The following is a 16055-nucleotide window of genomic DNA, read 5'->3' as shown; positions in this document are numbered from 1 at the left end:
GCTTTTATCAATTTGTCGGATCAGAGTTTCATTTAAAAGGATCAGTCGCTGCATTATTTTGTAAACTCTCAACAGGAAGAAATTCTAAATGCAGACCGAAATTTTATAGACCGAAAAAGAATAAACGCCGTTCTCTTCCATAGATGACCGGCGTTGTTCTGTTCAAGAGTTGTGAATGACGGTATCGCTGTTGCAAGCAACCCTGCGCTTTTATTACAGTCCATTTCTGAGTGATTTCAAGGTGCTTTCCCAGTTTTTTCAACCTTAACCTCTGTTTTATTGCTCTGCCGGGAAAAAGTCTTTGCAGAACAGAACTGTGTCTTGCTAATCTGACGGCGCTGATAGGAATTGGGGATGTTCAGGCGTTTGCGGTACGCGGCAATCCGGCGGCGGGAAAGCGGAACTCCCAGCGAGGCGAAACGTCGGGCCAGCTGATCATCGTCCAGCGGATCAGCTGAATTTTCAGCGGCTATCCAGGTACGCAGATGAAGTTCTATCTCGGAATAGCTGACATGATGAATGGATTTGCATAGGAGATCGGATACCGGGCGGATATGCCCTTGATATTCAAAATATTTATGAGCGCAGGCACGGGATACCGTTGAAATATGAAGACCTGTATCTTCGGCAATATCTTTAAGACGGCAGATAGCCAGCGGAGCCCCCTTCATCAGATGATTCTGTTGATAACGCACCAGACAGCGAAAAACAAGCTGTAAAGTGAGATTACGCTGATCAATCAAATCCAAGGTCAGCTGAGCCTCATTGAGATAACGTTTTAATTCCGGACTCAACGGGCCCTGCGGCCGATCCACAACAACCTGCGGCGTCAGCGATGTGATCCGGAATTCATCGTCTTCCAGCTCCAGCAAAACATCCGCCTGAATATAGGATTCAGAAGCAGGATTCAGCTGACAGGGATAGAGCTGGCAGCTTCGGATGATCTTCAGCTGATGCGTAAGCTGATCCTCAGTGATTTTCAATTTCTGGCATAAAGCGGCAGTTTGATGAGCGGTTAATTCCTGTGCGCCTTCGGTTAAAATACGAAGCGCCAGCGCTTCCTGACGGCTTTCCAGCTGTCTGACAAGATATTCCACACTGCTGCGCAAACCAACGCCGAAGGGTTCAAATTGCTGAACGACCCTCAGCGCATCGTCAATCTGACTGGCTGAAAATCCAGGGGCAGGAAGCTGGGGATCAAAAAAGCCATGATCGTCCAGGGATTCAATGATATATTCAGCGGCTTCAGTCCTGCAAGGCCAGCTGCCGGTATGCAGCTGCAGCAACAAGTCTTCCCGGATGTCCGAGGCCGCGGCCGGCTGGATCGATAAGACTTCATCACTGACGGTGTGCAGAAAAGGATTGGCCGCAATCAAAGAACGCAGCTGTACGTTCAGCTCCTGCCGGTTTTTTGTTAAGGTTTCGACAAAACGTCCGCGTGCAGGAGAGAACGCCTGCCGCTGATGCTGAGCTTGATGCAGTTTTAAGCTTTGCTTGTTTTTCATGTCATGACGCTCCTGCTTTTCAGTGTAGTCCTGTTCGCACTTCTTGGCAACCGCTTTCATTCATAATGCTAGAAATTAGGAAATCCGCAAAAATAAAGGAATTGTAAAAATTATTGAATGAATTTACAATGGACTGGAAGAGGAGCAGAACGATGGAAAAGAAAACAAAGCGTCAACTCTATGAACTCATTGAAAAACAGATGAATGGGAAGCAAGTCCGGGATCTCAATCTGGATTTGTTCTGTGCCCGAAGCTTATCGGAGAAAATGGAAATTTCCCGCAATTTGGCATCTCAATATCTCAATGAGTTGTTTTATCAAGGCCTGCTGATTAAAATCGGGGCTCATCCAACCTGTTTTTTAGCCCGCAGCAAGCTGTTGAACGATGGCTATGCCAGCGTCTATGCCAATGCTGAAGATTTGCGGATTCAGGCTGAACAGCTGCAGGAAAAACGTTCAGTCTTCTCCGATTTAATCGGAAGCAGCGGCAGTCTGCATTATGCGATCGAACAATGCAAAGCAGCGATGAACTATCCGGGCAGCGGATTAGCGGTTTTGCTTCATGGACCGACCGGCAGCGGCAAAAGCTTGCTTGCGGCGAAGCTGTATGATTACTGCCGGCAGCAGCGGCTGATCGCTGAGAAAGGGCAGCTGATCACGGTGAACTGCGCGGAGTATTCCGACAATCCGGATTTTTTTCTGACCAGCTTGTTTGGCTACACAAAAGGTGCGTACACCGGAGCGGAAAAGGACAGTGAAGGGTTGCTGACCCTCGCCGATCAAGGCCTGCTGTTTCTGGATGAAATCCACAGTCTGACGCCGGAATGTCAGGAAAAGCTGTTCCTGTTTATGGATAAGGGCATCTATCATCGGGTCGGCGATAATCAGAAATGGTATGCCAGTGCAGTTCGTTTTGTATTCGCGACAACTGAAAATCCGGATCAGGCCTTATTAAAAACACTGTTTCGGAGAATTCCGATCGTGATTCAGATTCCTTCGCTGAAAGAACGGCCGCTCACGGAAAAGCGGGAATTAATCCGGCATATTCTGGAAGGTGAACAGAAAAAGTTTAAAATGCCGGTGCGGATCAGTGAATCCGCCTATCGGCTGCTGGAGCAGCATGAATTCCGGCACAACATCGGAGAATTAAAAAACGATATCCAGGTTGGCATGGCAGGCGCGTATATGAAGGCTATCAGCAATGCCAGTCCCACCTTGGATCTGCATATCAGTGATCTGCCGTCTGCGCTGGTCCGCAATCCGCTGCAGAATTCCGGGCTGGATCAGGGCAGCATGAGCCGCCTGCTGCCGCTAAATGAACTGCTGCCTTATGGCGGAAGAGAAAACCGATATCTGTTATTTTATCAGGCCGCGATGCAGAATTACGAACGTTTCCAAAAGCATGAGCTGACTTTAGACACCTTTTTGGCAACGACAACGCTGCAGCTGGAACAATATGTTGACTTCCTGTTTTTCAATAATGAAAATTTCAATTCTCCGCAGGAGGAAATTGTGCAAAGCATGCTGGCGAATATCAACCGGCTGCTGTGCAAGAAATTGGGCATGCCGGAATTATCCAATAATGAAATTAAAATTCTGGCTCGCTACTTTACGGATTTAATGCAGAACGAGCCGATCAGCCTGGTTGAGCAACGCCGCCGCAGCCGGACGATTCAGGATTTTCAGGAAACTTTAAAATCGGTGAATGCCAAGCTGGTTTCAATTGTTGAAGAAATTCTGCCGCTGCTTAAAACAGGACTCAATTTATCCTTAGGTTCTTTTGAAGAAATTACAGTCACCTTGTTTTTCCTGTATTTCAATCATGGCTATCAGCCAGCGCCGATTCCTGTCGTCATTATGGCGCATGGCTATTCGATCGCCAGTGGGATTGCTGAACTGGCGAATCAGCTGCTGCATCAAAATATTTTTACAGCGATTGACATGCCGATAGAAAGCCATTTTGAAACCATCACCAACAAGTTAAAACAATATTTAAGCGAAATCAGAAACTGTCATGAGATTATCGTGATGGTGGACATGGGTTCGCTGGAAGGAATTCAAAAGTATATTGATCAGACTGCTGATCTTGACATTGGAATTATCAACAATGTGACAACCAAGCTGGCCTTGGATGTCGGCGCGATGATCATGGAAGGAAATTCTCTGGAGGCTGTTCTTGAAAACGCGAAGCAGCGTTCCCTTCCTAATTATGTGATTGTCAAAAACCGCGTTCGGCCGAAAGCGATACTTACCGTTTGTTCATCGGGCATCGGAATCGCCGGTAAAATTGCTGCTCTGGTGGAAAACAGTTTCCCAAAGAAAATGGATCTGACCGTTATCCCGATTGCTGCTGATACCTTGCAGCATCGACAGGCTTCTGGAATATTTGATAAGTACAATGTCATTTTAATTCTGGGAACGTTAAATTTAAAACCGCAGGGAATACCGTTTATCTCGATTGAGGATATCATCAATCAGAGCCAAAGCGACCAGCTGCAGGAAAAACTGGGCGGTCTGATGAGCAAACAGGAACTCGTGGTGTTTACACAAAATCTGGTGCGGAACTTCTCACTCGATAATCTGATCGATTACCTGACCATTCTCAATCCCGAAAAAATAATTGTTTATGTTGAAGAAATCCTTGAACAGATACAAAAGCAGTTGGAGTTTACCTTATCCAATAACATCTTAATCGGACTGTATCTGCATATCAGCTGTCTGATCGAGCGGCTGATCATTGACAAGCGGTTTGTATATTATCTCAACCTGGAACAATTTGAAGCGGAACACGGCGATTTTATCGCGATGATCCGGAAGGTATTCGGACATGTTTGCCGAGCCTACAATGTGGAGATTCCAACCGCGGAAATCGGCTATCTTTACAATTACATCTATCAGGGAGAATCTGTCGAAAAGCAGGCGGAATGTGTCGAAACTTCAAAATCCGAATTGATGGAAAGTGTCGGTTTTACAGAATAATTCCTAGAATAAAAAATTTTTTTCACTGAATTTCAAACAAAAAAGCGCTAAGTGATGAACTTGGCGCTTTTTTTGCTGATAAGAGGGTGAAGAAACGAGGTGAAGCGGATGCGGAAGATGATACTGACTTCCCATGGTCATCTGGCGGAGGGCATGCAGAGTGCCGTCAACATGATCTTAGGATGTCAGGCTGATCTTGAAGTATATGACCTGGATCACTATGAAGAGCCCGACATGATCTTGGAACAAGTAAGAAAACGGGTTGAAAAACAGCCGGACGATGAATTTATCATTCTGACCGATATCAACAACGGCAGCGTTCATCATCAGATGATGCAGCTCTGCCTTTGCCCCAATGTTTACGTTCAAACGGGCATGTGCTTGTCGATGGTCCTGGAAATCCTGCTGGCTGATCCGCAGGAAAAGATTGAGGAAACGGTAAGAAAAGCCGTGGAATCGACAAAGGAGAATATGCTCGGATTTAATTTCAGATCCATCAGAGAGATGAAGGAGGATGAATTATGGTAGTTCTGATGCGGATCGACGAACGAATGCTTCATGGACAGGTAGCGCTGACCTGGGTCAACGAGGTCCATCCGGAAGCCATTCTGATCGCCAATGACGAAGCGGCGGAAAACGACATGGCCAAACTGGCCTTCAAAATGGCGAAACCGGACGGGGTGAAGCTGGCGATTAAATCTATTGACGATGGGGCGAAACTGCTGAATAACCCGCACGCCCAAAAAATTCGGATCTTTGTGATCGTCAGAACGCTGGCTGATGCCGTACGTTTGGTCAGACAAACTGCAGAAATACACCGCGTGAATATCGGCGGTATCCGCAAGCGGGAAAACAGCCGTTCTTTTAGCTCTGGGATTTTTTTAACCGAGGAAGATCGGACGCATCTCAAAGAGCTGCACGAAAAAGTGGATTATCTGGAATTCCGGATGATTCCCAACGAACCCAAAGTGGATTATGAGAAGCTATTAAAATAAGAGGAGGGAAAGTTTATGTTGATTTATCAAAGCGTCATCGTCGGGGTGATTTATTTGGTTTTGGGATTTCTCGAAGAATATCTGTCATTCCCGATGTGCTCCCGGCCGATGGTTGTCGGAACGGTGATCGGATTCTTTCTGGGCGATCTGACTACCGGCGTCATGATCGGTGCTTCCCTGGAATTGGTGTTTATGGGAGCGGTTCAGATCGGCGCTTCCACTCCCCCGGATTCGCTGGTCGGCACGGCGGTCGGCACAGCGTTTGCGATCATTATGCATGCGGATGTGGAAGTAGCGCTGGCTCTGGCTGTTCCAGTGGCCCTGCTGGTTTCGATGACCAGTTCGATCTGGCTGACTTTGCGTACCTTCTGGCATCCGACAATTGAGAAAATGATGAACAAAGGGGACTACAAAGGTCTGGAACGGATGTTCTATGTCGTCGCGCTGACTTTGTATATACCCAAAGCCTTGCTGGTTACCTTTGCGATCATGGCTGGATCCACCGTTGTTGAAAAGATGATATCGATTATTCCGGAATTTGTAACGGGTGGATTGGGCGTCGCCGCCGGAATGATGGTGGCGGTAGGCTTTGCGATGCTGCTGAAGATGATGTGGTCGAAAAAAATGTGCGTTTATTATTTTCTGGGATTTTTGTCCGTTGCCTATCTGAACCTGCCGATCCTGGCGGTTGCCTTCTTCGGCGTCATCCTGTGCGTTATTCTGTACTTTGAAGGTAATTTTAAGATGAATAAAGCTGCCCCGGAAGCTTCAGAAGAGGAGGAATTATTCAATGATTAAGGAAAAACTGAATTTATCTGACGAAGACGTTAAAATGTGCAAACAGATTGGTTTTCGTACTTTATCACTGTGCTCCATTATGGAAATGGAAAAAATGCAGGCTTTAGCCTATGTCCGAGTCATGATTCCGGTGATCAATCGTTATTATCATACGGAAGAAGAACGGATCGAAGGGTATAAGCGGCATTGGGAGTTGTTTAACACAACACCGACCGTGGCCGGCTTTATCACCGGGTTATCTGCGGCCATGGAAAAGCAGGCATCAGAAGATCCGACGATGGATAAAAAATCAATCAATGCGGTAAAGGCCTCCTTAATGGGACCCTTTGCGGGAATTGGTGATTCGATTTTCTGGGGATCGTGGCGGATTGTTGCGACCGGCATCGGTTTATCACTTGCTTTGCAGGGCAATGTTCTGGGACCGATTCTGATGCTGGTCATCTTCAACATCCCAGCTCATTTCTGCCGTTATTACGGGCCGTTCCTGGGTTTTGGCTTAGGTTCTAAATTCTTGAGTCAGGTTTCTGAATCGGGTCTGATGCAGTTTTTGACCAAGTGTGCTACGATCGTCGGTTTGATGACGGTAGGAGCGATGACCAGTTCCATGGTCAGCTTGAATATCGCCTATGTTTTTACGATGAATGAAGTAGAAATGTCTGTTCAATCCCTGATTGATTCGATTATGCCGTCGGCTCTGCCGCTGGCGCTGGTCTTTGTCTGTTTCTATTTCTTGAAAAAGGATATTAAACCGATCACGATCATTCTCGGCATTATTGCCTTCAGTATTTTAGGCCGATTCATCGGTTTGGTTTAAGTTGAAGTCAGGGTACGTTTATCACAATTTTATAAAGGAGGATTTATTCTATGGTTACCATGCTTGAAGTCATCAACCGGATTCCAACCGTCTGCACAGATATTCTGAATCATCGGGAAGCCACTTTTGCGGCTTTAGTTGACACAGTAAAAGCTCATCCAGAAATCAATCAGATTTTGTTGATCGGATCTGGCACCTCGAATACCAGTGCGGTTACAGCCCGTCGTTTCATTGAAAAAACTTCAGGACTGCAGACGATCTGTGTGCTGCCCAATGAGCTGCTGCATAATTGTTTTGCCTACAATCCGCAGGCTCTGTATGTCTTTACCTCGCATTCCGGCACTTCAACGTTGACATGTGAAGCTGCTGAAAAGATTACTCAGCTTGGATTTCTGACGGCTGCGGTTACTGATGGTGCGGACAGTCCGATTGCCAAGATGGTAGATGTGTTTATCAATCAGCGCAATGGTGTTGAAGAATATCTGATGCGGACGATCGGTTATTGTTCGAGTGTTTTGACGCAGATGTTGATGGGGTTGGCAATCGGGAAAGCCCGCGGTGTGATCAGTGCAGATCAGGAAACTGCGTATTTGGAACAGGCCCAAGCCGGAATCGCGCATCATCCTGCGATTGTAGATGAAGCGATGACTTGGTTTGACCGCAACAAAGAAAAGCTGATGGCGGCCGAAACCTTTACGATTTATGGCCTTGATTCACTCTGGGGAGTCGCGTTGGAAGGGGCTTTGAAGATCCTGGAAATCTCAAAACGCCGAATTGGTGTGGGCTACGAATTTGATGATGGAATGCACGGCCCGACGATGGGATATACATCTTCAAACTGTGTCATTGTGCTGCATGACGGCGGACGTGAGGATCTGCGTGCTCATCAGCTGGTTCGTTTTGCCAAAAATGAACTCGGCTATGGTTATCTGATAGGAGAAAATCCGGTTGACGAAAACGATCTGGCTATTCATCTGACTGGCGGAGAATTCATTTTCCTGGAGCTGTCCCCGGTTGTTCAGGTTCTGGCTTACCGTCTGGCAATCGATTACGGCATTGATCTGACGGATATGTCTTATCATTCGGAAACGAAATATTTCAACACGCATAATGAAGCATAAAGCTTTTTAACAGACTTGAAGGGTAAGGCAGTCAGGGCGCATTGTCCAGGCTGCCTTTGCTTGTTTAAGGAAGAAGAGAGGATGGATGAATGCAAAAGAAGAAAATTCATTGGCTGGGAAACAGGCAGTTTTACCGAACCGCAATGGCACTCGGTATTCCGTTGATGTTTCAGCAGCTGATTACCAGCTCGGTGAATCTGGTGGATAATCTGATGGTAGGACAGTTAGGAAATACGGCGCTCAGCAGCGTAGCGGCGGTTAATCGCTTGACGATGGTCGCAATTTTTGCAGTGAACGGATTGCTGGCCGCGGCGGCGATTTTTATTGCTCAGTTCTGGGGAGCCGAAGATCGGGAGCCGATGAAGCAGACTTTTCGTTTCTCGCTGCTTGCCGCTTTTCTTATTCTTGTTCCATTTTGGCTTGGGGAAACCCTGATTCCGGAGCAGTTGCTGTCATTTTTTACCGATGTTCAGGATGTGATCAAAACCGGAAGTCAATACATGGTGATCGCGGCATGGGCGCTGCCATTCACCGCATTCTCATTGAGCACAGCCAGCGCGATGCGGGCTGCCGGGCAACCGCGATTGCCTTTGGGGATTAGTGCGGGAGCGGTACTCATCAATACGCTGCTGAATTATCTTTTGATTTTTGGAAAGGGTGGTTTCCCGGTTATGGGGGTTCAGGGAGCGGCGCTGGCGACAGTCATGGCGCGGCTGATCGAAGCGCTTCTTCATCTTTATTTCTTAGTACGGAAATCCTTTCCATTTACAACCCGACTTCGTGAACTGTTTGTGATCCCTCGATCTCTTGCCTGGTCGATCTTGAAAAAAGCGCTGCCTTTAGCCTTGAATGAGTTCCTGTGGTCTTTGGGAATGGCAACGTTATTTATGCTTTATTCACAGCGAGGACCGGAAATCATGGCGGGCTATTCGATTGCGAATACAATCAGTGATTTGTTTTTTGTTTTATTCGGCGGGCTGGCAACCGCAACGACCATACTTGTTTCCAAACCGTTGGGTGCCAATCAGATGGAAGAAGCACGAGAACGAGCCTATCAACTGCTGGCTTTTTCGATTTTTCTGGCTGTCTTATTTTCCATGGCTATGTTCGGCGCTTCGTTTATTGTGCCTGCTTGGTATCAAGTGAGCGTACAGACTAGGCAGATTGCAGCTCAGATGCTGCAGGTGATGGCTGTGATGTTCTGGACATATACCGCGAATACGCAGTGCTATTTTATTCTGCGGGCCGGCGGGGACACCCGTTCAACGTTATTTGTGGATTCGGGCTTCATGTGGCTGGTTAATATTCCGCTGATCGGATTACTGACCTGCTTTACCTCAATGAATATTATGCAGATGTATCTGATTGGCCAAATGACTGAACTGGCTAAACTTTCCATAGCTTATCATTTAGTACGGAAAGAAAAATGGCTGGTCAATCTGACGCAATAAGCTGTATAAGACTTCATTCCTATAGGTTTTCCTTTAATTTTACAGGCGCAATCAAGAGCGCCTTTTTGTTTGTAATTCTAGCATAATCTTGAGTTTTTCTGAGCTAACTCAAGATTCATGCTTTTTTCAATTGATTGTTTCATAAGATTTACATAAGGGGATCAGAAAATCTGTGCTGTAACCTTACTTTTTTCAATTTTTGGCGGGGCTTTTTCCAATTTTCCGCAATATTAGAAATGTAGGATTTCTTGTTAACAGCGGTTGCCCGTCCGGATGGATCATTGTTTGATTCATTGTTTTTCAAGTTCGATTTTCTGAGCTTAGGAAAGGAGGGGCTTTTTATGAAGCTATTCATAAAACTTTTGAGCTCTATTTCTCTTTCTGAATTCATACTGATCGTCCAAACAACGATCCTGTTTCTTGAATACAGATTGAAAATTATAGACCGAAAAAGAAAAAACGCCGTCAACTCTCACAAAGATTCTCGGCGTTTATCTGTCCACCACTTCCCTCGTAAGAGGTAGTGAATGACGGGTATCGCTGTTGCAAGCGACCCTACGCTTTTATTATAGTCCTTTTCTGAGTTAAGACAAGACTCTTTTATCAATTTTATCTTTATTTTCTCTCCAAAAATAAGAAAACGGAGAGGCGCAGATCCATCTCTTAAACATGTGACAAAAAATCAATTCCAACACGAGAGAATGTCGAAGCATTTTTCTTCCTATCGACTTAAAGCATGATATAATCAGATTATCTATGAATTGAGAAAGAGAGGATCCTATTGATGATTGATGCCGAAGTGCGCCATGCGATTGAATTAGAGACAGAACGACAGACCCATAACATTGAACTGATCGCTTCAGAAAATTATGTTTCCCGTGATGTATTGGAGGCTGTCGGCTCCATTTTGACCAATAAATATGCTGAAGGATATCCAGGCCGGCGTTATTATGGCGGATGTGTCGATGTGGATAAAATAGAGAACCTGGCGCGTGAGCGCGTGTGCGAGTTGTTTCAGGCGGAACATGCTAACGTCCAGCCGCATTCCGGTTCCCAGGCCAATATGGCAGTCTATATGACAATCCTGCAGCCAGGTGATAAAGTATTAGGCATGGATCTGAACTCTGGGGGACATTTGACCCATGGCCATCAGCTGAATTTCTCTGGCCGGCTCTATGAGTTTCACAGCTATGGTGTCGATCAGGAAACCGAATGCATTAACTATGAGGAAGTGCGCAGGATTGCGATGGAAGTGAAGCCGAAACTGATAGTGGCTGGGGCCAGTGCTTATCCGCGCGAAATTGATTTTAAGAAATTCCGCGAAATTGCGGATGAAGTTGGTGCTTATCTAATGGTGGATATGGCGCATATCGCCGGTTTGGTTGCCGCTGGTCTGCATGGCAGTCCGGTTCCTTACGCCCATTTTGTGACTTCAACTACACATAAAACGCTCCGCGGACCGCGCGGCGGCATCATTCTCTGCAAACAGGAATTCGCAAAGGACCTTGACCGTAATGTTTTCCCAGGGATCCAAGGCGGACCGCTGATGCATGTCATCGCAGGAAAGGCGGTGTGCTTTGGTGAAGCGCTGAAGCCGGAGTTTAACGATTATGCTCGGCAGATTGTCAAAAACTGTCAGGTTTTCTGTGAAACACTGAAGCAGGAAGGCCTGCGGATTGTGACCGGCGGAACGGACAATCATTTGATTTTGGCAGATGTAAAATCTTCTTACGGCCTTACTGGGAAAAAAGCCGAAGCCCTGTTGGACGAAATCAACATCACCTGCAATAAGAACACCATTCCTTTTGATCAGGAAAAACCCTTTGTGACCAGCGGTATTCGTCTGGGTACAGCAGCGATGACAACGCGTGGATTCAAAGAAGCAGAATTCCGCCAAGTCGCTCGCTGGATGACGATGATTCTGAAAGATCCTGAAAATGAAGCGCTTAAGAACCAGCTGCGTCAGGAGGTCATCGCAATGACTTCCCGTTATCCACTAATTCGCGAAGCATAAAAGAGAAAAGTCCTGTCTGATCAGTGCAGTCTGCATTGATCCGGCAGGACTTTATTCTTATAACCAAGACAACAGACTCAGGCTGGAAGGGAATCTGTCGGCAGATTTAACAGGAGATTGACAGTAAAGACATGCTCGTTGGGGGTGATTTTTAAAATTCCATGATATTTTGCGCATAAGGACTGAATGGAAGATAAACCAATGCCCTCCCCTTCCCGCTTCGATGACAGAAAGATATCGTCCTGCTTCCGGATTTGGCCGTTATAGCTGTTGCGGCACTGCAGTACCAATCCATTCTCACCCTGCATCTGGCTTTTTACTTCAATAAACTGCAGTTCCCCTGCTTTTTGACGCAGACAGGCTTCCATGGCATTTTCTAAAATATTGCCTAAGATGACCGTCAGGTCGGTATCCCGGATCATCAAGGCTGACGGCAGGACGATTGACGTGGTAAACGCGATTCCGTTTTCTTCAGCCATATCCATGTAATACCGCACAATGGCGCTGAATAACAGATTTTCGCAGACTGGAGTTTTAACCGAGGACTCAAAGGTACTGATAAACTGATTCAGCGACGTTCGCAGTTTGTCTGTTTCCCCCTGATCCATGTAGGTTTTTAAGGTTAAAAGATAATGATGCAGATCATGGCGGGTCTGGCGTGTACTGGTGATGCTGGCAGCCAGGCGTTCCGCTTGTTTATCCCGAATCAGCGCCTGATATTCCTGAACCTGCAGCTGCTGCTGGAGCTGCTGCTTTTCTTCGCTGAAGTTGATCATGCTCAGCGTCGCATAATAGGAGAGAAAGGTTCCGGCTGTCCACACAATGGCCAATAACAGCGGCCAGGTAATTTCCGTGTTGAGAACCGCCAGCGAAGACGTGAAGCCCAGCCGATAAATTAGATAGAACGCTGCCGGAATCAGCCACAGCATACTCCAGATTTCCGGTGTGTCTTCATGCTCCCATACCGGCAGTACCTGATGAACAAGGAAGTACCAGATCAACGGCACGCTGATCGTGAAAATCACAATCCGGCACAGAGAGATGGAGGCGACGGCAGAAAGTCCAACCAGCCAGGGGGTGAGGTGAGCTTCTAAAATCTCTGAAAACATCAAAACGATATCCGAATAATTTTCTATCAACAAGATTAGAAACAACAGCTTGCGCAGCGAGGTACGCAAAACCCGATAGGCAAGAAAGAGACAGAATACGAGAAAGAAACATGTGAATGAAAACATCCATATAGAATCTAATCCGTAAGTTTCACCTAAAAAACAAACGCTTAGTGTAGTCGCTAAATAAAACACCAGCGCATATAAAATGCCGCGGCCAAAAGAACAGCGCAGATGCTTTCGGAACGGGATTAAAATCAAAAACAAATAGGGCGCCAGTCGGGTGCCCAAGCTTAAAAAATAATCCAGAATGGACATGATGCTTACCCCTCGTTCAGACGCTTAAACGAATAATCGGCATAAGCCTGCCGGATTTCCGCTTTGCGTGTGCGATTGATCGGAATCTGGACCTGGTCTTTCATTAGAAAATAGTGATCATCCATCTGCAAGACATAATCCATATTGATCATGCAATTGCGGTAAGGGCTGATAAACTGCTTGTATTTTAAAAGCAGCGGGGAGAATTCCGCAAAGGACATATAGGTTTTAACCATCCGATTTGCCGTGTGAATTTGAATGTAATGATTATAGTAATCTGTATACATGATGTCGCGAACCAAAATCCGTGCCATAATCCGGCCTTCTTTGACGTCGATGTAATGATTGCGGGAACGAATCGACTTTTCACTCAACCGCATGACATGGTCCAGCTTGTCCTGAGGGATCGGCTTTAAAAGATAATGGAAAGCCTGCACATCGTAACTCTCAACCGCATAATCAGGACTGGATGTTGTGAAAATAATTAATGAGTTGATATTGTTCTGGCGCAAGGTCCGGGCCAGTGTCATTCCGTCGATCTCATTCATAAAAATATCGAGGAAAATGATGTCCCAATCCCCGTGTGAAGCTTGCAGAAATTCACTGCCCGAAGGAAAAAGACGGATCTCATAGATCAGGGATTCGCGCAGGCAGAAATTTTGAATTTTTTCAGACAGCAGCTTCCGATCTGCAGCTGAGTCATCGATCACTGCAATTTTCATAATGAGTGCTCCTTTCGATCCGCTTGCAAGCGTAACGCTCCGGGATAAGGGAATAAATTGTTCGATTTCCTTGATTTTCTTTATTATAGCAGATTTTTGAAACAAATTTAATTTTATAAATAATTTGACTATAAATTATTAAAGAATCATGAATTTTTCATTCAGCAGTGAGAACGGAAGAATAATCGAAATCCTAGAGAAGAACAGTTGCCGCTTGAAGAAAAGAATGACTGCTTCCCAGCCAATGAAATCGAACTTTTTGTCCTTGACGAAAGTTTTGCCTTTTGGTTGAAATTATTGTGGAAACAAAGGCGGATTGACTGACAGCGGACATCAAACGAAAAACGAAAGAAAAAGATTTTCACTGAGGGGCTGGCCGTTCATTTCCAATTTTTTTTACTTTGGAAAAAACGAAAAAAATGAATGGATTATGATAAAAAATACAGCGATATTAAGATAAAATTTTTAAGAACTGAAAATGGGATGGAGATCAAAATTGATGGTGAAGGAATACAGGTGTCTGTCCACCCTTAATAAATAAAAGACTTGGGAAAAGGGGCGATCGAGTGGGAAAGGAGGCCGCGGTTCGTTTCTTGGATTCATTATTTTTAAGCAATAATATCGTTGCGTTTATTCTTACCTATGAAGTCCCAACGGGGAAATCCGACAGGAATCGAAAGCAAAAAAAAGTAAAATTTGTTGTTGACAACGACGGATGATATCGCTTACAATGACGGTGTAATTGGATTGTTATTGTTCAATAAAACAAGCAAAACCAATTTGCAAGAGGACTTTTATGTCTTCTCTGCAAATTGGTTTTTTCTATTTTCCAAGGAGGTATACGATGGAAATCTGTTATAGCCCGCTGGCAGGAAAAGCCGTGAATTTGGATCAGGTTCAGGATGAGATGTTCTCTCAGCGAATGCTGGGGGATGGCATGGCAGTCCAGCCGGAAGCCCGTGAAATTTACAGTCCGGTTGCTGGTGAAATTACGATGGTGTATGAAACACAGCACGCAATTGGGATTAAAACCGAGGGCGGCAATGAAATTCTGCTGCATATCGGGATTGATACGGTCATGCTTAACGGTACGCCGTTTGACACTCAGGTTCAGGTTGGGGATCACGTTCAGCCCGGAGATCTGCTGACCATTGTGGATTGGAATTATATCAAAGAAAAGGGCTGTGATACGATCGTGCCGATTTTGGCAATCAACCACAAAGTAAAGCTGCTGAAAAGCAAGGGAACGGTAAAACCCGGCGAAGCTTTATTTGAAATCGAAGCGTGAAGCATGCGCTGAAAGCGAGGTGGCTCTGTGATCATCAAACAGATTTACAATAACAATGTCATCCTCTCGGAAAACGAAGCGGGTGACGAGATCATTTTAGTTGGCCGGGGAATAGCTTTCGGGATGTCCCGCGGAAGCAAAGTAGTAGAAGGCCGAATTGAAAAGAAGTTTGAGCTTCAGGATGACGTGGGTCAGAAATTTAAAAAGCTGGCTCAGGAAGTTCCGTATAAAACAATTATGGTTTCCGAAGAAATCATTGATTATATCAAGACTCAGTCCAACAAGCGGATCAATGATTCCATTTATGTTACGCTGACAGATCACATTGCCAATATGATTGAACGGATCAAGATGGGCATCGTCTTTGATACGACGCTGCTGCTGAACGTCAAGTCGCTGTATAAAGAAGAATACCGGCTCGGCTTAAAAGTGACGGAACTGCTGCGGCAGAAATTGAAGATTCAGATTGACGATGGCGAGGCCAGCTTCATCGCCCTGCACATCATCAACGCCGAACTGGATTCCAACATGCAGCAGATGTATGAAATCACCGCGGTGATCGACGAGATTCTAAATATCGTCCGGGAAGATTTCCAGCTTGAACCGGAAAATGGTCAGTGTGACCGATTCATCACGCATTGCCGCTTCTTTGCTCAGCGGGTGGTGAATAACGAATATCTCAGTACGAAGTCCGATATGAATCTGAGCACCTATCGCGTTTTTGAAGACACCCATCCGCGGGAAACGGCATGCATCGAGCGAATCGCCCAGCGGATCCAAGAACGTTATCACTACGAAGTCAGCACCGATGAAAAACTGTACATTATGATTCATCTGATCCGGCTGACGGAATAAACGGGTTATTGCCAGACCTGGGAAACGGTCTGTGTAATAAATAAATTTGAAAAATGATTGGCGGCTGAAACGGGCTGCTTCCTACTT

General features: G+C 45.7%; 13 protein-coding genes. 10 read left to right on the top strand and 3 right to left on the bottom strand.

Features of this window, described 5'->3' with window-relative positions; genetic code table 11:
- Positions 1-236: 236 nt before the first annotated feature.
- Entirely contained in the window at positions 237-1505 is a 1269-nt protein-coding gene (locus BN162_RS10785; RefSeq protein ID WP_020225112.1) for an RNA polymerase factor sigma-54, read from the bottom strand.
- Positions 1506-1657: 152 nt separating this feature from the next.
- Here BN162_RS10785 and BN162_RS10780 point away from each other — a divergent pair, with 152 nt between their 5' ends.
- The 8 genes from BN162_RS10780 to glyA all read left to right on the top strand — a co-directional run bounded on the left by BN162_RS10780 (position 1658) and on the right by glyA (position 11676).
- Complete coding sequence (locus tag BN162_RS10780; protein WP_020225111.1) at positions 1658-4483, top strand: sigma 54-interacting transcriptional regulator; 2826 nt, start codon at positions 1658-1660, stop codon at positions 4481-4483.
- 108 nt (positions 4484-4591) lie between these two features.
- Positions 4592-5011: a PTS sugar transporter subunit IIA gene (locus BN162_RS10775; protein ID WP_020225110.1), complete on the top strand. Its 420-nt coding sequence runs from the start codon at positions 4592-4594 to the stop codon at positions 5009-5011.
- The gene (locus tag BN162_RS10770; protein ID WP_020225109.1) at positions 5005-5478 is read left to right on the top strand and encodes a PTS sugar transporter subunit IIB; all 474 of its coding nucleotides are present in this window, start codon (positions 5005-5007) and stop codon (positions 5476-5478) included. The genes BN162_RS10775 and BN162_RS10770 overlap by 7 nt, the downstream gene beginning before the upstream one ends.
- Before the next feature lie 15 nt (positions 5479-5493).
- Positions 5494-6276, top strand: coding sequence for a PTS mannose/fructose/sorbose/N-acetylgalactosamine transporter subunit IIC (locus BN162_RS10765; protein WP_020225108.1), 783 nt, complete (start codon positions 5494-5496; stop codon positions 6274-6276).
- Positions 6269-7090, top strand: a complete 822-nt coding sequence (locus tag BN162_RS10760) for a PTS system mannose/fructose/sorbose family transporter subunit IID (RefSeq protein WP_020225107.1) — start codon at positions 6269-6271, stop codon at positions 7088-7090. The genes BN162_RS10765 and BN162_RS10760 overlap by 8 nt, the downstream gene beginning before the upstream one ends.
- A 50-nt stretch (positions 7091-7140) precedes the next feature.
- A complete protein-coding gene (locus BN162_RS10755) occupies positions 7141-8211 on the top strand; it encodes an SIS domain-containing protein (RefSeq protein ID WP_020225106.1) in 1071 nt (356 codons plus the stop codon).
- 89 nt (positions 8212-8300) lie between these two features.
- Positions 8301-9662 (top strand): MATE family efflux transporter, encoded by a 1362-nt coding sequence (locus BN162_RS10750; protein ID WP_020225105.1) that lies wholly within the window; start codon positions 8301-8303, stop codon positions 9660-9662.
- Between the two features lie 784 nt (positions 9663-10446).
- Complete coding sequence (gene glyA / locus BN162_RS10740; RefSeq protein WP_020225103.1) at positions 10447-11676, top strand: serine hydroxymethyltransferase; 1230 nt, start codon at positions 10447-10449, stop codon at positions 11674-11676.
- 77 nt (positions 11677-11753) lie between these two features.
- Here the strand turns inward: glyA and BN162_RS10735 are convergent, their stop codons facing one another.
- Positions 11754-13103, bottom strand: coding sequence for an ATP-binding protein (locus BN162_RS10735; protein WP_020225102.1), 1350 nt, complete (start codon positions 13101-13103; stop codon positions 11754-11756).
- Between the two features lie 5 nt (positions 13104-13108).
- Complete coding sequence (locus BN162_RS10730; protein WP_020225101.1) at positions 13109-13825, bottom strand: LytR/AlgR family response regulator transcription factor; 717 nt, start codon at positions 13823-13825, stop codon at positions 13109-13111.
- Between the two features lie 844 nt (positions 13826-14669).
- Between BN162_RS10730 and BN162_RS10725 the strand changes: the two genes are divergently transcribed.
- Together BN162_RS10725 and BN162_RS10720 are read left to right on the top strand one after the other, a co-directional pair.
- A complete protein-coding gene (locus BN162_RS10725; RefSeq protein WP_020225099.1) occupies positions 14670-15113 on the top strand; it encodes a PTS sugar transporter subunit IIA in 444 nt (147 codons plus the stop codon).
- Positions 15114-15140: 27 nt separating this feature from the next.
- Entirely contained in the window at positions 15141-15968 is an 828-nt protein-coding gene (locus BN162_RS10720) for a PRD domain-containing protein (RefSeq protein WP_020225098.1), read from the top strand.
- Positions 15969-16055 lie beyond the last annotated feature (87 nt).

It is taken from the genome of Holdemania massiliensis AP2 (assembly GCF_000327285.1).
GTDB classification, from domain to species: Bacteria; Bacillota_I; Bacilli_A; order Erysipelotrichales; family Erysipelotrichaceae; genus Holdemania; species Holdemania massiliensis.
This window is presented reverse-complemented; position numbering and strand designations above follow the sequence as displayed.

Bases quoted from the DNA above. Each gene is read 5' to 3' on its own strand.
- BN162_RS10765 (WP_020225108.1), top strand. From the start codon at position 5,494: ATGTTGATTTATCAAAGCGTCATCGTCGGGGTGATTTATTTGGTTTTG.
- BN162_RS10760 (WP_020225107.1), top strand. From the start codon at position 6,269: ATGATTAAGGAAAAACTGAATTTATCTGACGAAGACGTTAAAATGTGC.
- glyA (WP_020225103.1), top strand. From the start codon at position 10,447: ATGATTGATGCCGAAGTGCGCCATGCGATTGAATTAGAGACAGAACGA.
- BN162_RS10725 (WP_020225099.1), top strand. From the start codon at position 14,670: ATGGAAATCTGTTATAGCCCGCTGGCAGGAAAAGCCGTGAATTTGGAT.
- BN162_RS10730 (WP_020225101.1), bottom strand. From the start codon at position 13,825: ATGAAAATTGCAGTGATCGATGACTCAGCTGCAGATCGGAAGCTGCTG.
- BN162_RS10755 (WP_020225106.1), top strand. From the start codon at position 7,141: ATGGTTACCATGCTTGAAGTCATCAACCGGATTCCAACCGTCTGCACA.
- BN162_RS10775 (WP_020225110.1), top strand. From the start codon at position 4,592: ATGCGGAAGATGATACTGACTTCCCATGGTCATCTGGCGGAGGGCATG.
- BN162_RS10770 (WP_020225109.1), top strand. From the start codon at position 5,005: ATGGTAGTTCTGATGCGGATCGACGAACGAATGCTTCATGGACAGGTA.
- BN162_RS10785 (WP_020225112.1), bottom strand. From the start codon at position 1,505: ATGAAAAACAAGCAAAGCTTAAAACTGCATCAAGCTCAGCATCAGCGG.
- BN162_RS10750 (WP_020225105.1), top strand. From the start codon at position 8,301: ATGCAAAAGAAGAAAATTCATTGGCTGGGAAACAGGCAGTTTTACCGA.
- BN162_RS10780 (WP_020225111.1), top strand. From the start codon at position 1,658: ATGGAAAAGAAAACAAAGCGTCAACTCTATGAACTCATTGAAAAACAG.
- BN162_RS10735 (WP_020225102.1), bottom strand. From the start codon at position 13,103: ATGTCCATTCTGGATTATTTTTTAAGCTTGGGCACCCGACTGGCGCCC.